Source organism: Streptococcus sp. 400_SSPC, assembly GCF_001072745.1.
In the GTDB taxonomy this organism is placed as follows: domain Bacteria; phylum Bacillota; class Bacilli; order Lactobacillales; family Streptococcaceae; genus Streptococcus; species Streptococcus xiaochunlingii.
Map to the genome: position 1 here is coordinate 26,781 of NZ_JVIQ01000018.1, position 16,058 is coordinate 42,838.

Below are 16,058 nucleotides of genomic sequence, written 5' to 3' on the forward strand. Positions count from 1 at the left end.
CTTACTTAAATTATACCATAAGAAGATAGGTTTCACCTAGCTTGTAGGGTAAATCCCCTACATAAAAACTACTGAATCTTATCTAGCTGGAGACTCCTTGATTTTTTTCCCCATGAGATGATCCAATCCTTTGGAGAAACCAACAGTTAGAAAAGCTGTCAGCAAGAGATAGGGTAGAACTGTTAACCCTTGTCCCGTAAACCCAAGGACCAAGCCAGTTGCAGATAAGGGAGCTTTTAAGGTCACTGTCAAAAAGCAAACCGAACCTAGGAGAAAGAAAGCTGGAGTATTTCCAACACCAAGTACCAAAGAGATGAGGGCTGCTCCTGCCATTCCCAGTGCAAAGGAAGGCGTCAGAGTTCCTCCATAGGCACCTGTCCAAAAGGTAACAAGAACGACTAGAGCTTTTAGGGTTAATAGAAGAAAGATTGTCTGCCATGTGGCCCCATTGAGGATTTCCTGAGCCATCATTCGCCCATTTCCAAGCAGGTGGGGCTGGAAACTTGCTAAACTAGCTAGGAAAACGAAGGCTAATGGCAAAGTGATAAGAATTCGTTTGTCCTTGATTCGATGAATGGTTGCCTTCCTTGTCAAACGGGCAAAGAGCCAGGCAACTGGAGTCAGGAAGGCAATTAAGATGACCATCTGCCATAAGACAGTAGGTGACCAAGTCATTTCAGGAACTTGATAGAGGGGACGATCTGAAATGACCCAACCTGCCGTATAAGCAGCCACATAAGTTGTAATCCCAGCCAAGACAAAGCGTTTTATTGAAAATGCCAGCCCCAAGGTTTCAAAGATAAAAAAGACACTGGTTAGTGGCACTTGGTAGACCGCTGCCAAGCCTGCACCAGCCCCACAAGCAATCAGAAAGATGCGGTCCTTAAACGATAAGTCTAGTACTCGTCCAAGCGGAGTTGCCAATAAGGCCCCAATCTCTCGGGGTGCTCCTTCTTTTCCTACTGGTGCACCAGCTCCTACGGCAATGATTTGCCAGGTGGAATGGAGCATCTGCTTCCAGAAATGAAGGCGAGTACGTGAAGATTCCTCCTTCATCTGGCCCTTAACAGAGAGAATATTTCCCTTTCGCTGTAGAAGATACCAGACCAAGGCTGAGCTGGCACCAACAAGAAACAGACTGAGCCAAATCCGTGAAGGCGCCACTCCATCCGTCAAGAAGCCAGACTGGTGCTCTGAACGACCAAAAGCCAATCCTTCCACTAACTCTAAAAGGTAATGAAGCAGGATACCAGCTAAACCCGAAACAAGCCCTAGCAGACAAGCTGCTAGGACTAGTCTTCGTTTATTGGGAATTGTTTTAAGGGATCTCACAATTCTTTTCAAGGTTCTTACAATTCAGCAAGAATCGCTTTTAGCAATCCTTTAAAGTCACCTTTGACACGTTCTGTCACTTCTACGACTTCTTCGTGGTTGAGTTCTTCTTGGAAACCAGCCGCAAAGTTGGTAATACATGAAATACCAAGAACCTTCAAACCAGAGTGAGCAGCAACGATGACTTCAGGAACAGTTGACATACCGACAGCGTCTGCTCCAAGAGTCTTATATGCACGGATTTCAGCTGGAGTTTCATAGGTAGGACCTGTCACACCAATATAAACCCCATCATCCAGTTTAATTCCCAATTTGTCAGCTACTTGATGAGCAGTCTCACGGTATTCTGGAGTGTAAGCTTTGGACATATCAGGGAAACGTGGACCAAAGTCATCCAAGTTTTCACCGATCAATGGGTTTTGACCTGTCATATTGATGTGGTCAGTAATAGCCATCAAGGTACCTGGTCCATATCCGATACCACCAGCAGCGTTGGTGACAAGAACCCCTTCACATCCCAATACTTTCATGACACGAACTGGGAAAGTCACCACTTCTAATGGATTTCCTTCGTAGAAGTGGAAACGTCCTTGAAGGGCCAAGACTTTACGTCCAGCAAGATCACCATAAACCAATTTACCAGCGTGTCCGACTACTGTTGATTGACCCCAGTTTGGAATTTCGGAGTAGTCTACTACGACGGCATTTTCGATTTCTTCAGCCAATTCTCCAAGACCTGATCCAAGGATCAAACCGAACTCAGGAGCTTCGATTCCTTTGCCCTTCAAAAATGCTGCTGTTTCATTGATTTTTGCTAATAATGTCATTATGTTCCTCCTATTATTTCTTAAGTAATGCACCGATTTTGTCAAAGGTGTTGGCGTTGCGAATAGTCATCTGGCGATAGAAAGGCATCTTCATCAGATGTTTGTGGTAGGCCGTTTTAGCATAGCTTGCTTCCGAGAATTTCCCCCAGAAAACCGCTACCTTGCCAAAGTGGAGCACTTCTTCTCCCAAATCTAAAGCAAGCAACTTCTCTTCTACGGATTCCCTACCCAAACCCTCGGTGTAAAAGAGGACATCCTTACGAGCCATCTCTTCTGTCCACCATTCCGGTAAGTTCGCACATTCTGCTTCATAGTCTTCTCGACTCAGGAGAGAAAAGCGCTCAATAAAGGGATAATGGTTCCCAAAGAAGGTCGACAGCCCCTCCACTAATTGAGTCCGCGGAAGATCCGTCGTAAAGAAGATATTGCCACTATTGATGTAGGTTTCCACTTGGCCGAGGCCTAGATCCGTCAATTGCTGACGCAGATCCGCCATGACCACCTTATTCTTGCCGCCAACATTGATTCCTCTTACGAGTAAGGCAAAACGCGTCATCTTAGACCAATTTATCTAAGAAGCTTTCACCGATCATGGCTTTCTCAACACCGAAGTTGTCCGCCACTGTAGCTGAGATATCTGCAAAGTGTCCAACTGGGAGCAAGCCACTTCCTTTGAAGGATGGGCTGTAAGCCAAGAATGGGATGTATTCACGCGTATGGTCTGTACCAGCGTAAGTTGGGTCATTTCCGTGGTCAGCCGTGATCATCAAGAGATCATCTTCTTTCATAGCAGCGATGATTTCTGGCAAGCGTTCGTCAAACTCATGCAAGCAATCACGGTAACCGTGTGGATCACGACGGTGTCCATAAAGGGCATCGAAGTCTACCAAGTTAGTGAACGAGAAGCCATGTTTAAAGTCTTCTGATTTCATAGCCTTGATCAAGTTGTCAATACCGTGGCTGTTTGATTTGTTGTGGCCCATATCATGGTTGATACCAGCGCCGTTGAAGATATCGCTGATCTTACCAACTGAGTAAGTATCGATACCAGCTTCATTCAATTTGTCCAAAACAGTTGGAGCAAATGGTGAAACAGCCAAGTCACGACGGTTGGCCGTACGTGTGAAGTTTCCTGGCTCCCCTACATAAGGGCGAGCAATGATCCGTCCAAGAAGAGCCGGACGTTCCAACGTAATAGAACGAGCGTATTCACAGATACGGTAGAGTTCATCCAAAGGAATGATGTCTTCGTGAGCTGCGATTTGAAGAACTGGGTCAGCTGATGTATAGATGATCAACTCGCCAGTTTCCATTTGGCGTGGTCCGAAGTCATCGATGACCGCTGTACCAGAATAAGGTTTGTTAGCTTCGCGGATGACCTTACGACCTGAGAATTCTTCAATCTTAGTAATAATTTCTTCTGGGAATCCATTCCAGAAAGTATCAAACGGTTCTGTAATATTAAGGCCCATGATTTCCCAGTGACCTGTCATGGTATCTTTTCCAAGAGAGACTTCTTCTAACTTCGTTGCGTAACCAGTTGGATTGCTCTCAGCAGGTACAGTCTTTAAAGGTTGTTCACGCGGAATATTTCCAAGACCAAGCTTTGCCATGTTTGGTACATTCAAACCAACTGCTTTTGAGATGTGTCCAAGTGTGTCAGATGCACCATCAGGTACACCGGCATTGACAAAGTTATTAGCATCTGGAGCTGCTCCGATCCCTACTGAATCCAATACAACTAAATGCATACGATTAAATTTTGGCATTTTGAATGTCTCCTTTATAATTTAAACTGAATACAGTATAACACAATTTTTTGAAAATGTAACGCTTTCATATAAAATTTTATAAATAAGTTTCATATCCGTAGAAAAAAGGACAAAATGCCCTTTTTAAAGTGATTTGCTTATGATTTTTGGACCTTCTGGTGTCCCTACGATGACTTTAGAAACCATTCCTAAGAAGAGACCATGGTCGACAACACCGACAGTCCGGTCCAACTCTTCTGCTAAGGCTTCAGCGTCTGGGATCACTTTCAAATCCAAATCAATGATAAAGTTACCCTGATCGGTCACAAAACGCTGGCCGTCCTTTTCACGGTAAGCTGGTGAATAACCCTTCTTCTCAAAATGACGGAAAAGATTCTCTGCCCCGTATTGAACCACTTCTACCGGCAGTTTAAAGGCACCAAGCGTCTCCACTTGTTTAGACTCATCGACAATCCAGATGCAGTCTTTTGAGTTGGTCGCAACGATTTTCTCCATCAAGAGAGCACCGCCCCCACCTTTGATCCCGTTCAAAGCTGGGTCTACTTCATCCGCACCATCTACGGTCAAGTCTACCACTTCTACATCGTCAATGGCTTTAAGAGGAATTCCCAAACCTTCTGCCTGTTCATAGGTCACGCTTGAGGTCGTTACAGCAGTAATATTCAAGCCTTCCTCCTTGATGCGACGCCCCAATTCAGCCACAAAATAATAAGCAGTTGACCCTGTACCAAGACCGACAATCATGCCGTCAGTAACAAACTCAGCCGCCTTAATCCCTACCTGTTCTTTTAGGTTTACCATCATAGACCTCCATTTCTATTCATATTTAGTATAGCATATTGGCCGACAGATTTCACTAGTTAACTGAAAACCTTTTCAACTTCTCCTTCTAAAAGCAATATCTTGCCCCTCTTGCTAGTTTACGATAGAATAGAAGGGAATACACAGGAAAAGAGAAGATACATGATTACTAGAGAATTTGATACTATCGCTGCGATCTCGACTCCGCTCGGTGAAGGGGCTATCGGGATTGTCCGCTTGAGTGGAACAGACAGCTTTAAAATCGCACAAAAGATCTTCAAGGGTAAAGACTTGACCAGCGTGGCTAGCCATACCCTCAACTACGGCCATATCGTGGATCCAGATAAGGATGAGATCCTCGACGAAGTTATGATCGGAGCTATGCGTTCACCAAAGACCTTCACTCGCGAAGACATCATCGAGATCAATACCCACGGTGGGATTGCTGTGACCAATGAAATCCTGCAATTGGTGATCCGCGAAGGTGCTCGATTAGCTGAGCCAGGTGAATTTACCAAGCGGGCCTTCCTTAATGGTCGTGTCGATTTGACCCAGGCTGAGGCGGTCATGGATATTATCCGCGCCAAGACTGACAAGGCTATGAACATCGCTGTCAAACAGTTGGATGGATCCCTATCTGACCTCATCAACAACACGCGCCAAGAGATCCTCAATACCCTGGCTCAGGTCGAAGTCAACATCGACTATCCAGAGTACGACGATGTCGAGGAAGCAACGACTGAGATCATCCGTGAGAAGACCACTGAGTTTGAAGCCCTCTTGACCAATCTCCTCAAGACAGCTCGCCGGGGCAAGATCCTCCGCGAAGGGATCTCTACTGCTATCATCGGCCGGCCAAACGTCGGCAAGTCTAGCCTTCTCAACAACCTCCTGCGTGAGGAAAAAGCCATCGTGACTGATATTGAAGGGACAACCCGGGACGTCATCGAGGAATACGTCAACATCAACGGTGTGCCCCTCAAGCTGGTCGATACGGCTGGGATCCGCGAGACCGAGGACATCGTCGAACGCATCGGAGTGGAGCGCTCTCGCAAAGCCCTTAAAGAAGCCGACTTGGTCCTTCTGGTCCTCAATGCAAGTGAACCTTTGACCGATCAGGATCGCCAGTTGCTGGAAATTTCCCAAGATAGCAACCGCATCATCCTCCTCAACAAGGTCGATCTCCCGCAGCAAATCGAGTTGGACGAGATTCCTGCTGATCATATCAAAATTTCTGTCCTGAAAAACCAAAATATCAACCAGATCGAAGACCGGATTAACGCCCTCTTCTTCGAAAATGCTGGCCTGGTCGAGCAAGATGCTACTTATCTCTCAAATGCCCGCCACATCTCTCTCATTGAGAAAGCCGTTGAAAGCCTCCAAGCAGTCAATGAAGGCTTGGCTATGGGCATGCCAGTGGACTTACTCCAAGTCGATCTGACCCGTACTTGGGAAATCCTTGGAGAGATCACAGGAGACGCTGCTCCAGACGAGCTCATCACCCAACTCTTCAGCCAGTTCTGTCTTGGAAAATAAGATTCAAAAAAATCGTATGTTTGAAACATACGATTTTTCTATTCTTAATTTCCTTGGTCCAGACTTTGGACGGTGAGGTAGGCTTGGTAGACCAAGAAGAGTCCTACTGCTGTCAAGAATGGAATAGCGAGAGGGAGTTCTGTCTCGATTTGGCCAAATGGTGAATTGCCGACAAAGTGAAGGCCAAAACCAGATACAAAATAGAACCAACCCGTCAGCATCAACTCCTTGCGACCTTTTGTCGCTTGAACGATCAAGAACAGACCCACCATGAAGAGGGCTGTGTAGACCCAGTGTGATACGACCCCATTCATGATCCGACCTAGGATACCAGATACTGCGTATGAGAAGCCTTCTGGCATGTCTTGACGGATATAGGCAAAGTCCTCCACAATCTGGAAACCAAGACCAGATGCAATCGCTAAAAGGAAGATGGATTTGATCCGACGTACATTGAACAAGTAGAGGACAAAGAAGATCGGAATCAACTTGAAGGGTTCCTCAAAGAGTGGTCCTGCGATGGCACTCTCATACTGGTTCCAAAAATCGCTATTTGGCGCTACCGCTTGAATTATCTCATGGAAATAGGTATTGGCAAAACTTGACAGCCAACCTGCGATAAATCCCCCACCTAGGAGAGAAAAAAGAACCGGAATCCAAGACAACTTCCACTTCTTGGCGAAATGAAAGAGAGCCCAAACAGCAGGAATAGCATATACTAGGAGCAAGAGGACAGAGATACCAATAATCCCATACTGACTGCCTGTCATCCAACCAGCTGTGATAGACTGCGTCTCATAGGCCAGACCAATCGAGAGCAAGAACAAAAATAGAAACAAAATCGATTTGCGTTTCATAAAAAACCTTTCTTTAAAACAATTAAAAAGGCTGGAATCCCAGTCTTTTTGTCTATATGGATATTGTAACAATAAAAGCTTAAAAAAACAATAAATGGCTACGGGTAATAGAGATTGCTGGTGACTGCAAATTATTGAAGGCATTTTGGGACCATTCAAAACAACAGAGCTCTAGAACTAGGAAACATTAATACTATCACTCCACACATCCCACGTAGATAATTTCCCTTATGTTTTTTAATATTCTTCAAAACTATATCTTGTACAATTTATTTAATCTTTCTAGCTCTGATACATTCATACACACTTCTACTCCAGTAACTACTCCCTTACTATAAATAATTCCACAAGAAAACACAATCCTATCCGTACTCAAAAAATTTGACAATACTACAAATGATTCCAAAACATAATCCTCTATAGTAATAAAACAATTATTTTCATCTTTAAAAAACTTTATAAATCCAATATCCTCACACCTATCACGAAAATAAAACCTAAGTGATTTTAAGTAATAATCAAAAAACACATCATTTTCCATAGAACCCCCCTTCATTTTTAAAATATTCTGTTATATCATACAAAAAATAAATTTTGGGAGCAGTCGAAACAACACAGCTCTAAAACTCACTCAACCTCCTCAACTTCCATTTCCTCGCATTCAGTTGTACAGTTACTTAAATCTTGAGAGTACAAAAACCAACTCCAGAAACAGCCTTACCGATACTAGGTTAAATAGAAAATGATTTCATATTTTTCTCCTTCGGTCTACTGGCAAATCCTTTCTCCGACGTAAAATGGTTACTTCGCTGACAGGGATTTTTCCTGATGCATACGTGATAAGACCATACTTATCATCCATCAATTCCGCACCATCTGCTATATTGTTTTCATTTAAAAATTCTTTATCAGAAACTAATATTCGCACATAAGAATCGGGTGCTGTAAAATCATCATCTCCACGCTTGTGACCAGCTATTTCAAATTCCTGACCTTTATACAAAACACGATCATAAACCGAATACCTCTGACTAACCTCACTATAAGGCACAAGCTTCCCGTATACGCCTTCTCCGGCATCATCTACATAGGAACTATAGGGAACGTAGCCTTCTTTCAACATTGCCGGATCTTTTGAAAGAAGAATATAGTCATTTATATAATTCACAAAATTCGAGTATACTTTGTTTTGGTAAACTAGATATTCTTTATCCATTTTATCCCTCCACGTATTCCATTATAGCACAAAAAGAGAGCGTTCCCGCTCCCTTTATTACTCCGGCAATTCCACCTTCAAGCTCATATCTGTTGGTTGTAACACTTTCTGAACAGCTGCGAGAAAGGCCAATCCATTATCAGATGGAGAGTATTGGAAAGTAATTTGGATGATTTTTTTGTCAAACTTATCACCGTATCGCTCCACATACTGCTTGCTTTCGAGGAAGTGAATACAATTGTTGATTTTTTCCTGCAGAATTTCCAGATGGACTGCTTCTATCTCTTCCTCCCAGCCAACTGGATCCACCAGAAGAAGTCCTAAATGACTATCAACAACACCAATAGCATCAAGTTCAGTTGGTTTGAGCTCTGAGGAAATTGCTTTTTGTATCAGTTCTTCAAATTCTTGATTGGAAAACAACCGTTTAATAGATGATGGATTTACTAAAATCCGAACTGGTGAAGATCTAAAATAATTTTGTCCGGCTACTTTCTTACTTTCTTTTGTCACCCATTCTCCAGTTTGTAAGAATAGTTCAACCTCATAAGCATCCTGTTCTGACCTTAAAGCCTTGTCCACTAATTCTTTACTAACTGGATAAGTAACTTCTCTATCTTGGAAACCTCCTGTCATCCAGGACATTGTATAATTGCCATTTTCTTCAGTTATAATGAATCCATTCCCCTTTATCTGATTCATTTAAAAATAAACCCTTTCTATTTTCCCCATAAGCTATTTCAATGGCGATACATAATCATCTGGAAGTTTGCCTCTCCAGTCAATCCATTTCCGTTCAGCAAGTGGAATTAATCTTTCAAGCTCTTCCTGAGTAAATAATTCCCAACTCTTAGGACTAGCTATTAAAGGAGTTAAGCCTTTTAATACAAATTGTTTCTCACTAGCTTTCTTCTCTTCTTCCGTCGGTGGCCAACAATTGTGTTTAATCTTCCAAGAAATTTCGAGTAGCGATCTCTCTCCACTATCTAATAGAGAGAATAATTCTTGGGGTAATTCATAAACCACTAACCAAGAAGCTACAGTTCCCTCTTCTGAAACTAAATAATATTTATCCTCATTTTTCCAGATGGATTTCCCATATCCTTCAACCTCTTCAAACTGGATAACATCTTCCCATTCTAGGTTTGTTGGTTTCATTTTATATCTCCTAATGCAAGTTTATCTATCAACCAAAATATCATAAAATTCAGATTTCGTTTATTATTCTTTAGTAAGCCGGACCATCTTTTATCCATTTTCTAGTTTCTAAATCCACATCAAAATAGAAATCACTTCGACCAGATTTATCAAAACAATCCTCTTTAAGAGCCTCGCATACAATTCTCAGTTTCTTCTTACTTATCTCAGAAATATATAGCATAGTAAATCCTGCAGGAGATTCAATTTTGTCGATTTTCTCACCTTCTAAATTATAAACCTCTAGTTGTGATGGAACGTCAAAATCGCTGGATGAGCGAAATATGCTCAAGATACGCTGATATTTAGGACTAAAGCGAAGACAATGTAAATGATGAAAACTAACCTGATGCTTCCCATTATGATTCCAATCTAGGGTTCCTTCTAGTAGATTTTGTTGCCCTAACCATTTTCCTTCTAAACTAAAGTAGAAAATGGATTTGCTTACAAAGTTTTCTCCACTATAGACAATTATAATATTTTCATCTTTATGATATTCCGCATGAATGATATCTGGTAATTCTATCTTTATTTCACTACCATCCCACTCCCAAGTGAGCATCTGTTCACTGTAATCAATTTTCATCACCCTTCTCCTACTCTAACTCAGATAAATTCGATCTGAATTGTTTGCTCCGTCATCATGGAGTTCACTTCCTCGACAAGTTTATCTATCTCGTTCTGTGTGATAGGAATGTGGTTGTAAGGTGGCTCCCAATTCTGTATGCTTGACCTATATACAATAAAGCTACCATCAGTCAGCAACTCTCCCTCTTCTTTTAAAACATAGCCATTTTCATAGTCAAATGTGATGATAGACCTTGTACCAGAAATTTTCATTCTACTCCCTTTTCTTTATCCCTTTCAGACTAAACTTGTAGAGCACTCATAATCTTTTAATTTGGTATTCCAAAATGATAGGACTACCTTAAAAATCAATGTTCTCATTTTCCACTATTATACCATACAAGCACTTTCCCCAAGATCCATCCTTCCATAAACCAATAAAAAAACACTGAATCTTCAGTGTTTTCTTTTCTATTTCTGTCCCCTGCCGGAATCGAACCAGCAACTACTCCTTAGGAGGGAGTTGTTATATCCATTGAACTAAGGGGACCTATAAAAAAAGAAGCGAGATCACTCCCGCCTCCTTATTCGTCTTAACGACGGATTTCTTTAATACGAGCTGCTTTACCTTGCAATGCACGAAGGTAGTACAATTTCGCACGACGTACTTTACCGTAACGTACAACTTCAATCTTTTCTACACGTGGAGTGTGTACTGGGAATGTACGTTCAACACCGACACCGTTAGAGATTTTACGAACAGTGTACATTTCAGTGTGTCCTTGACCTTTACGAGCGATAACAACGCCTTCAAAGATCTGGATACGTTCACGAGATCCTTCGACAACTTTCGCGTGTACACGAACAGTGTCACCAGGACGGAATGCAGGGATATCAGTACGAAGTTGACCTTCAGTCAAGCTTTGAATTAATGGATTCATTTTATTCTCCTATCTTCGTCAATCTTGAGGGCTACTCCCCCAGCGGATAAACTGTATTTTTGTGCTTCCATTACGCACAAAGTTTATAATACCAAAAGAATATCCGTTTGTAAAGGATTATTACAACTTTTTCGCAACTTTTTGTCCACCATAGATAGACAGGGCTGGAAAGAGACGCGTAGCGACCAGACAAACCAAGAGAAAGGCTGGCCAATGCTGGAAACCAAAGACCTCACATCCAATCAAGATGGGGCCAATAGTCGTCGAGGTTGCTCCGGCGAAGACTGCAGCATAGCCCAAGGCTGCTACCAGATAAACCGGCAGTCCAAAGAAAGGAGCTAGCCAGACACCTAGACTTGCCCCGATAGAAAAGAGCGGGGTCACTTCTCCTCCCTTATAGCCTGCAGCAATGGTCGTCACCGTAAAGAGGAGCTTGAGGATCCAGTCTGCCCCAGTGATCAAGCTCTTGCCTTCAGCTCCCGCAAAACTTTGGGAGATCAAATTGGTCCCCAGTCCTGTATAGCGACCTGTCCCAATCAGATACAAGAGAATACTCAGTCCGAGACCGACCACTCCGATCCGCACATAAGGATTGACAAAGGCCTTGGCAAAGCTAGTTTTTAACTGCCCCAAAAGATAGGCAAAGAGCTTACCTGTCAGACCAAAGATCACTCCTAAGACCAGCAACTGCAAGAGTACGTGAGGCGATAGGGAGAGCTTGTCTGAAATGACCTGGGTGAACTTCTCTAGCCCCAAGGTGTGAGAGGTCCAACTAGCGACAAAGGCTGCAATGGTGGCAGGATAGAGAGCCCGCCACTCCAGTCTCCCAACTACTAGGACCTCCATAGCAAAGAAGATGGCAGCTAGAGGCGTCTGAAAGAGGCCACCGAAGCCAGCTGCCATCCCAGTGACCAAATAGACCCGTGAAGCGTCTGAGCCAAGTCCCTCTCTTCGTAGAGCATGGGCCACTGTCCCACCGAGCTGGACCGCCACTCCTTCGCGACCAGCGGATCCACCAAAGAGATGCGTCATCCAGGTTGAAAGAATAGTCAAAGGGATTAACCGCTTGGGAATGTCTTTCTCCTTTCCCTCTCCCACTTCAAAGAGCAGCTCCATCCCTTTTTGACTCTTGCCCCCATAGGTGCGATTGAGATAGGTAATCAAGATACCTGCTAGAGCTAGAAAGGGCAAGAGATAAAGGAGATAGTCTGTACGAACTTCACCAATCCCGATCAAAACACGGCCAAAGAGGGTATCAATCACCCCAACGATCACCCCGATTATGAGGGCATCTAGGGTATACACTAAGGTTCTTTTAAAGATCGTCATATCAGCACCCTAATCCGCATCTAACTGATCGGCCTGGTAGCCTCTGGAGCGCTTCATCAAATCCCGATAAGTGGCAAGGATGGTCTCTTCATAGCGTTTTTCCTGGACCAAGCTGGCTACATTGGCTAAGACCTCTTCTTCTCTAGCCCGGTCCAAGACAGGATTTTGATGGGTTTCTTTGTAGCGAATGACATCTTCCACACAGTGCATCCGGCGTTCTAACAGACGGACCAATTCTTTATCAATGCTGTCAATCTCTTGGCGAATCTTCTCTAGTTCCATACACTGGCCTCCTTACTTTTTGCTACCCATTTTATCAAAAATCGCGCAATCTTACTAGCCCTATCCAGCTATTGAAGGTTTTCATCCATAAAAAAAGTGCTTGCCACATGCAAACACCTTTCTTAGCTATGGATTAGCCTACTTTTGCTACGACTTCTTCTGCAAAAGCTTCTAATTTTTCAATATCTTCATCTTCAGCTGACAAGTCTACCTTGACGCACTCAGAACCTTTAACCGCACCAGTCGCTGCAAAGACACGATCAAAGTCATCGACTGCCTTACAGAACTCGTCGTAGAAGGTATCACCGGATCCAACAACACCGTAGATCTTACCATTCAAGTCAAGACCAGCTAAGTCTTCATAAAAGTCTACGATTTCGTCAGGAAGCTCACCATCACCGTAGGTATAGGTCGCTACGACTGCAATATCAGCTTCAAGAAAGTCCTCTGCGTCTACTGTTGTACATTCGTCGACTTCTACTTCGACACCAAGATCACGAAACTTATCTGCAACGATATCAGCAATCTCTTCTGTATTTCCTGTCATACTTGCAAAAACAATCTTTGCTAATGTCATAATTCCCTCCAAATAATAATCTTATGACATTATACCACTTTCGCGCGCATTTTGCATAGGGAAGTACTGGGAGCCTGGCATTGTTCGGAAATTGTCCACCTGAGGCTAGACAACCTTTTTCTTTTCCAAATGACCTCCTTATGCTAAAATTGAAAGAGAATTAAATGAGGTACTATATGCAGATTACACAGGACATTTTAGAGAAAATCAACCACTACGATACCATTATCCTTCACCGCCATATGAATCCGGATCCTGACGCAATTGGAAGCCAGGTCGGTCTGAAAGAAATCATCCAGACCAACTTCCCAGATAAAAGAGTCCTAGCTACCGGCTATAACGAGCCGACACTTGCTTGGATGGCTAGCATGGATACTGTAACAGATGAGGACTATGCGGGTGCCTTGGTCATTGTCTGCGATACTGCTAACACCCCTCGCATCGATGATAAACGATACACGAGTGGCGATTATCTTATCAAAATCGACCACCATCCAAACGATGATGCCTACGGAGATCTCCTCTGGGTAGACACAGATTCAAGCTCTACGAGTGAGCTTATCACCCTCTTTGCTCTTGAACAACAGCTTGAGATCAGTCCAGAAGCAGCCCGTCTCCTCTATGCTGGTATTGTCGGAGACACTGGACGCTTCCTCTATCCATCGACGACCAGCCGGACTTTCGAGATGGTTGCCCACCTTCGTAGCTTTGACTTTGACTTTGCAGGTCTTTCTCGTCAGATGGACAGCATGAGCTCTAAGACCGCCAAGCTTCAAGGCTATGTCTATGATCATCTTGAAATCGATGAAAATGGAGCTAGTCGCGTGACCCTGACCCAAGAGCTCCTCAAACACTACCAAATCACAGATGCTGAGACTGCTGCGATCGTCTCAGCACCTGGTCGGATCGAAGACGTCAGCGTCTGGGCTATCTTTGTCGAGCAAGCAGATGGCCACTACCGCGTCCGTATGAGAAGTAAGGCTCTGGTAATCAACGAGATTGCCAAACGCCACGATGGTGGAGGCCACCCCCTCGCCAGTGGAGCCAATTCTTATTCCTTAGAAGAGAACGAGCAAATCTATCGGGAACTACAAGAAGTTGCCAAGTCCAAATAGATAATGAAAATCAATCAAGTAGGTCAGTTGTTTCTAGTGGAGACGACTGACTTTTTTCATTTTGAACAAAAAACGAATGAATCTTAATAAAATTTAGAAAAATGTGAACAATTTCTTCAAACTCCATTCCAGTTTGAGCTTATTTATGTTATAATAATCACAAAAAAAGGAGACCTTTTATGCATAAGCATCGTATTTTTATCATTGCTGCATCTGCAGTTGCAATTTTAGGAAGTTTTTTACCTTGGGCCTCAGCTTCAGCTGGAGCATTGGGTAGCATGACTGTCAGTGGTACTCAAGGAGATGGTTGGTTAATTATTTTCCTTGCAATTGTATCCATTGTTCTTTCTTGTTTAAAAAATTATAAAAAACCTATGGAAAAACCTTTTGCAATTGGTGTAATCGTCATTGGAGCTATTCAAACAATCATTTCAATTATTGATGTAATCAATATAAATAAATATGCTGTTAATTTTGGTGGCTTTGGAATTTCACTTGGTTTTGGTTTGATTCTTTGTTTACTAGCAGGCATTGCTACTGTAGCTACTGGGCTCTTAGCTATGTCTGGCGGTAAAATCACTAAAGGAACATTCCAAGAACTTGCATCAACAACTAAAGGATTTGCCCAGTCTATTGCTTCATCTGTCCAATCACCTCAACAACCTGGTCATCCTGGACAATAACAATGGCAACAACCACAACAAGGGTTTAGTCAACCTGCTCCAGGACAAGGATTCCAACAAGCGCCTCAACAGCCGCAACAAGGATTCCAACAAGCACCTCAACAGCCTCAACAAGGGTTCCAACAAGCACCTCAACAACCGCAACAAGGGTTCCAACAAGCACCTCAACAACCGCAACAAGGTTTCCAACAAGCACCTCAACAGCCTCAACAAGGGTTCCAACAAGCACCTCAACAGCCTCAACAAGGGTTCCAACAAGCGCCTCAACAGCCTCAACAAGGGTTCCAACAAGCACCTCAACAACCGCAACAAGGTTTCCAACAAGTGCCTCAACAGCCTCAACAAGGCTTCCAACAAGCACCTCAACAAGCTTGGCAACCACAAGAGCAACAGCAACCTCAACAACCAGAACAGCCAACTACTGAACCTGGTCAAGAATAAAAAGATTTCTATTGATCTTGCATGTCTAACATTTCCTTTCTAGGACTGTTAGACAGAGTGGGAAAAGCTTACCTAACAGGATGAGCTTCTCCCACTTTTTTTCTTTATAAAATGCGAAAAATTTGGTAAAAATCCTTGCCAAACTCTTTTGTTTTTGATAAACTAACTTAGTAACAATCTATGGCTCGGAAAGAGACCATGGCAGAAAGGAATTATTGCAAAATGAAAAAAGATATCCATCCAGAATATCGCCCTGTTGTCTTCATGGACACTACTACTGGTTATAAGTTCCTTAGTGGTTCAACTAAGTACTCTAACGAGACTGTTGAATTCGAAGGTGAAACTTACCCATTGATCCGTGTTGAAATTTCATCAGACTCACACCCATTCTACACTGGACGTCAAAAGTTCACTCAAGCAGATGGACGTGTGGATCGTTTCAACAAAAAATACGGTCTCAAATAAGAAACCAATCAAAACCACTTCCACTTGGAAGTGGTTTTTTCTTGTCCTTCTCCGCACAAAAATGAGAGTGGGACAGAAATCGGTAATTCGTTAGAATTCGATTTCGTCGTCCCACCTCCG

The 16,058-nt window shown here is 43.1% G+C and carries 21 protein-coding genes and 1 tRNA gene; 4 read left to right on the plus strand and 18 right to left on the minus strand.

Annotated features, from left to right (window positions below):
• Positions 1 to 78: 78 nt before the first annotated feature.
• From ADH49_RS03910 to rpiA, 5 genes are all read right to left on the minus strand, one after another.
• Positions 79 to 1,332: a chloride channel protein gene (locus ADH49_RS03910; protein ID WP_239681813.1), complete on the minus strand. Its 1,254-nt coding sequence runs from the start codon at positions 1,330 to 1,332 to the stop codon at positions 79 to 81.
• A gap of 17 nt (positions 1,333 to 1,349) precedes the next feature.
• Positions 1,350 to 2,159: a purine-nucleoside phosphorylase gene (locus tag ADH49_RS03915; RefSeq protein WP_048689864.1), complete on the minus strand. Its 810-nt coding sequence runs from the start codon at positions 2,157 to 2,159 to the stop codon at positions 1,350 to 1,352.
• A 13-nt stretch (positions 2,160 to 2,172) separates the two neighbouring features.
• A complete protein-coding gene (locus ADH49_RS03920) occupies positions 2,173 to 2,715 on the minus strand; it encodes a DUF1697 domain-containing protein (RefSeq protein WP_048689867.1) in 543 nt (180 codons plus the stop codon).
• A 1-nt stretch (position 2,716) separates the two neighbouring features.
• Positions 2,717 to 3,928, minus strand: coding sequence for a phosphopentomutase (locus ADH49_RS03925; protein WP_048689870.1), 1,212 nt, complete (start codon positions 3,926 to 3,928; stop codon positions 2,717 to 2,719).
• A gap of 126 nt (positions 3,929 to 4,054) precedes the next feature.
• Positions 4,055 to 4,732, minus strand: coding sequence for a ribose-5-phosphate isomerase RpiA (gene rpiA, locus ADH49_RS03930; RefSeq protein ID WP_048689877.1), 678 nt, complete (start codon positions 4,730 to 4,732; stop codon positions 4,055 to 4,057).
• A gap of 162 nt (positions 4,733 to 4,894) precedes the next feature.
• Between rpiA and mnmE the strand changes: the two genes are divergently transcribed.
• On the plus strand, positions 4,895 to 6,268 hold the full coding sequence (gene mnmE, locus ADH49_RS03935; RefSeq protein WP_048689881.1) for a tRNA uridine-5-carboxymethylaminomethyl(34) synthesis GTPase MnmE: 1,374 nt from the start codon (positions 4,895 to 4,897) through the stop codon (positions 6,266 to 6,268).
• 44 nt (positions 6,269 to 6,312) lie between these two features.
• Here mnmE and ADH49_RS03940 read toward each other — a convergent pair whose 3' ends face one another.
• The 12 genes from ADH49_RS03940 to ADH49_RS03995 form a co-directional block, all read right to left on the minus strand.
• Positions 6,313 to 7,125, minus strand: coding sequence for a PrsW family glutamic-type intramembrane protease (locus ADH49_RS03940; RefSeq protein WP_048689885.1), 813 nt, complete (start codon positions 7,123 to 7,125; stop codon positions 6,313 to 6,315).
• A 253-nt stretch (positions 7,126 to 7,378) separates the two neighbouring features.
• Positions 7,379 to 7,666, minus strand: a complete 288-nt coding sequence (locus tag ADH49_RS03945) for a hypothetical protein (protein ID WP_239665195.1) — start codon at positions 7,664 to 7,666, stop codon at positions 7,379 to 7,381.
• Between the two features lie 207 nt (positions 7,667 to 7,873).
• Positions 7,874 to 8,341, minus strand: a complete 468-nt coding sequence (locus ADH49_RS03950) for a hypothetical protein (RefSeq protein ID WP_048689892.1) — start codon at positions 8,339 to 8,341, stop codon at positions 7,874 to 7,876.
• 57 nt (positions 8,342 to 8,398) lie between these two features.
• Positions 8,399 to 9,043, minus strand: a complete 645-nt coding sequence (locus ADH49_RS03955; RefSeq protein WP_048689894.1) for a DUF6572 domain-containing protein — start codon at positions 9,041 to 9,043, stop codon at positions 8,399 to 8,401.
• Between the two features lie 33 nt (positions 9,044 to 9,076).
• Positions 9,077 to 9,499 (minus strand): hypothetical protein, encoded by a 423-nt coding sequence (locus tag ADH49_RS03960; RefSeq protein WP_048689895.1) that lies wholly within the window; start codon positions 9,497 to 9,499, stop codon positions 9,077 to 9,079.
• A 70-nt stretch (positions 9,500 to 9,569) separates the two neighbouring features.
• The gene (locus tag ADH49_RS03965; protein ID WP_048689898.1) at positions 9,570 to 10,124 is read right to left on the minus strand and encodes a hypothetical protein; all 555 of its coding nucleotides are present in this window, start codon (positions 10,122 to 10,124) and stop codon (positions 9,570 to 9,572) included.
• Between the two features lie 20 nt (positions 10,125 to 10,144).
• On the minus strand, positions 10,145 to 10,378 hold the full coding sequence (locus tag ADH49_RS03970; protein WP_048689901.1) for an Imm74 family immunity protein: 234 nt from the start codon (positions 10,376 to 10,378) through the stop codon (positions 10,145 to 10,147).
• A 205-nt stretch (positions 10,379 to 10,583) separates the two neighbouring features.
• Positions 10,584 to 10,655 (minus strand) — tRNA-Arg (locus tag ADH49_RS03975).
• A gap of 43 nt (positions 10,656 to 10,698) precedes the next feature.
• Complete coding sequence (gene rplS, locus ADH49_RS03980; RefSeq protein ID WP_003003254.1) at positions 10,699 to 11,046, minus strand: 50S ribosomal protein L19; 348 nt, start codon at positions 11,044 to 11,046, stop codon at positions 10,699 to 10,701.
• Between the two features lie 120 nt (positions 11,047 to 11,166).
• Positions 11,167 to 12,375 (minus strand): chloride channel protein, encoded by a 1,209-nt coding sequence (locus ADH49_RS03985; protein ID WP_048689904.1) that lies wholly within the window; start codon positions 12,373 to 12,375, stop codon positions 11,167 to 11,169.
• 9 nt (positions 12,376 to 12,384) lie between these two features.
• Positions 12,385 to 12,657, minus strand: a complete 273-nt coding sequence (locus ADH49_RS09955; RefSeq protein ID WP_048689907.1) for a chorismate mutase — start codon at positions 12,655 to 12,657, stop codon at positions 12,385 to 12,387.
• A gap of 133 nt (positions 12,658 to 12,790) precedes the next feature.
• Entirely contained in the window at positions 12,791 to 13,234 is a 444-nt protein-coding gene (locus tag ADH49_RS03995) for a flavodoxin (protein ID WP_023026746.1), read from the minus strand.
• 176 nt (positions 13,235 to 13,410) lie between these two features.
• Between ADH49_RS03995 and ADH49_RS04000 the strand changes: the two genes are divergently transcribed.
• Positions 13,411 to 14,349, plus strand: a complete 939-nt coding sequence (locus ADH49_RS04000) for a DHH family phosphoesterase (protein WP_048689911.1) — start codon at positions 13,411 to 13,413, stop codon at positions 14,347 to 14,349.
• Positions 14,350 to 14,528: 179 nt separating this feature from the next.
• Positions 14,529 to 15,032 carry a lantibiotic ABC transporter permease gene (locus tag ADH49_RS10365; RefSeq protein WP_239681814.1) on the plus strand — a complete coding sequence of 168 codons (504 nt, stop codon included), beginning with the start codon at positions 14,529 to 14,531 and terminating at the stop codon, positions 15,030 to 15,032.
• 25 nt (positions 15,033 to 15,057) lie between these two features.
• Here the strand turns inward: ADH49_RS10365 and ADH49_RS10370 are convergent, their stop codons facing one another.
• Complete coding sequence (locus ADH49_RS10370; protein ID WP_239681815.1) at positions 15,058 to 15,450, minus strand: hypothetical protein; 393 nt, start codon at positions 15,448 to 15,450, stop codon at positions 15,058 to 15,060.
• A gap of 245 nt (positions 15,451 to 15,695) precedes the next feature.
• On the opposite strand from ADH49_RS10370, the gene ADH49_RS04010 reads away from it, so the two are divergent.
• Positions 15,696 to 15,938 carry a type B 50S ribosomal protein L31 gene (locus tag ADH49_RS04010; RefSeq protein WP_023023047.1) on the plus strand — a complete coding sequence of 81 codons (243 nt, stop codon included), beginning with the start codon at positions 15,696 to 15,698 and terminating at the stop codon, positions 15,936 to 15,938.
• Positions 15,939 to 16,058: the final 120 nt, after the last annotated feature.

Excerpts from the sequence above, each read along its gene's own strand:
- ADH49_RS03915 (WP_048689864.1), bottom strand. The coding sequence starts at position 2,159 with ATGACATTATTAGCAAAAATCAATGAAACAGCAGCATTTTTGAAGGGC.
- ADH49_RS03920 (WP_048689867.1), bottom strand. The coding sequence starts at position 2,715 with ATGACGCGTTTTGCCTTACTCGTAAGAGGAATCAATGTTGGCGGCAAG.
- ADH49_RS03925 (WP_048689870.1), bottom strand. The coding sequence starts at position 3,928 with ATGCCAAAATTTAATCGTATGCATTTAGTTGTATTGGATTCAGTAGGG.
- rpiA (WP_048689877.1), bottom strand. The coding sequence starts at position 4,732 with ATGGTAAACCTAAAAGAACAGGTAGGGATTAAGGCGGCTGAGTTTGTT.
- mnmE (WP_048689881.1), top strand. The coding sequence starts at position 4,895 with ATGATTACTAGAGAATTTGATACTATCGCTGCGATCTCGACTCCGCTC.
- ADH49_RS03940 (WP_048689885.1), bottom strand. The coding sequence starts at position 7,125 with ATGAAACGCAAATCGATTTTGTTTCTATTTTTGTTCTTGCTCTCGATT.
- ADH49_RS03945 (WP_239665195.1), bottom strand. The coding sequence starts at position 7,666 with ATGGAAAATGATGTGTTTTTTGATTATTACTTAAAATCACTTAGGTTT.
- ADH49_RS03950 (WP_048689892.1), bottom strand. The coding sequence starts at position 8,341 with ATGGATAAAGAATATCTAGTTTACCAAAACAAAGTATACTCGAATTTT.
- ADH49_RS03955 (WP_048689894.1), bottom strand. The coding sequence starts at position 9,043 with ATGAATCAGATAAAGGGGAATGGATTCATTATAACTGAAGAAAATGGC.
- ADH49_RS03960 (WP_048689895.1), bottom strand. The coding sequence starts at position 9,499 with ATGAAACCAACAAACCTAGAATGGGAAGATGTTATCCAGTTTGAAGAG.
- ADH49_RS03965 (WP_048689898.1), bottom strand. The coding sequence starts at position 10,124 with ATGAAAATTGATTACAGTGAACAGATGCTCACTTGGGAGTGGGATGGT.
- ADH49_RS03970 (WP_048689901.1), bottom strand. The coding sequence starts at position 10,378 with ATGAAAATTTCTGGTACAAGGTCTATCATCACATTTGACTATGAAAAT.
- rplS (WP_003003254.1), bottom strand. The coding sequence starts at position 11,046 with ATGAATCCATTAATTCAAAGCTTGACTGAAGGTCAACTTCGTACTGAT.
- ADH49_RS03985 (WP_048689904.1), bottom strand. The coding sequence starts at position 12,375 with ATGACGATCTTTAAAAGAACCTTAGTGTATACCCTAGATGCCCTCATA.
- ADH49_RS09955 (WP_048689907.1), bottom strand. The coding sequence starts at position 12,657 with ATGGAACTAGAGAAGATTCGCCAAGAGATTGACAGCATTGATAAAGAA.
- ADH49_RS03995 (WP_023026746.1), bottom strand. The coding sequence starts at position 13,234 with ATGACATTAGCAAAGATTGTTTTTGCAAGTATGACAGGAAATACAGAA.
- ADH49_RS04000 (WP_048689911.1), top strand. The coding sequence starts at position 13,411 with ATGCAGATTACACAGGACATTTTAGAGAAAATCAACCACTACGATACC.
- ADH49_RS10365 (WP_239681814.1), top strand. The coding sequence starts at position 14,529 with ATGCATAAGCATCGTATTTTTATCATTGCTGCATCTGCAGTTGCAATT.
- ADH49_RS04010 (WP_023023047.1), top strand. The coding sequence starts at position 15,696 with ATGAAAAAAGATATCCATCCAGAATATCGCCCTGTTGTCTTCATGGAC.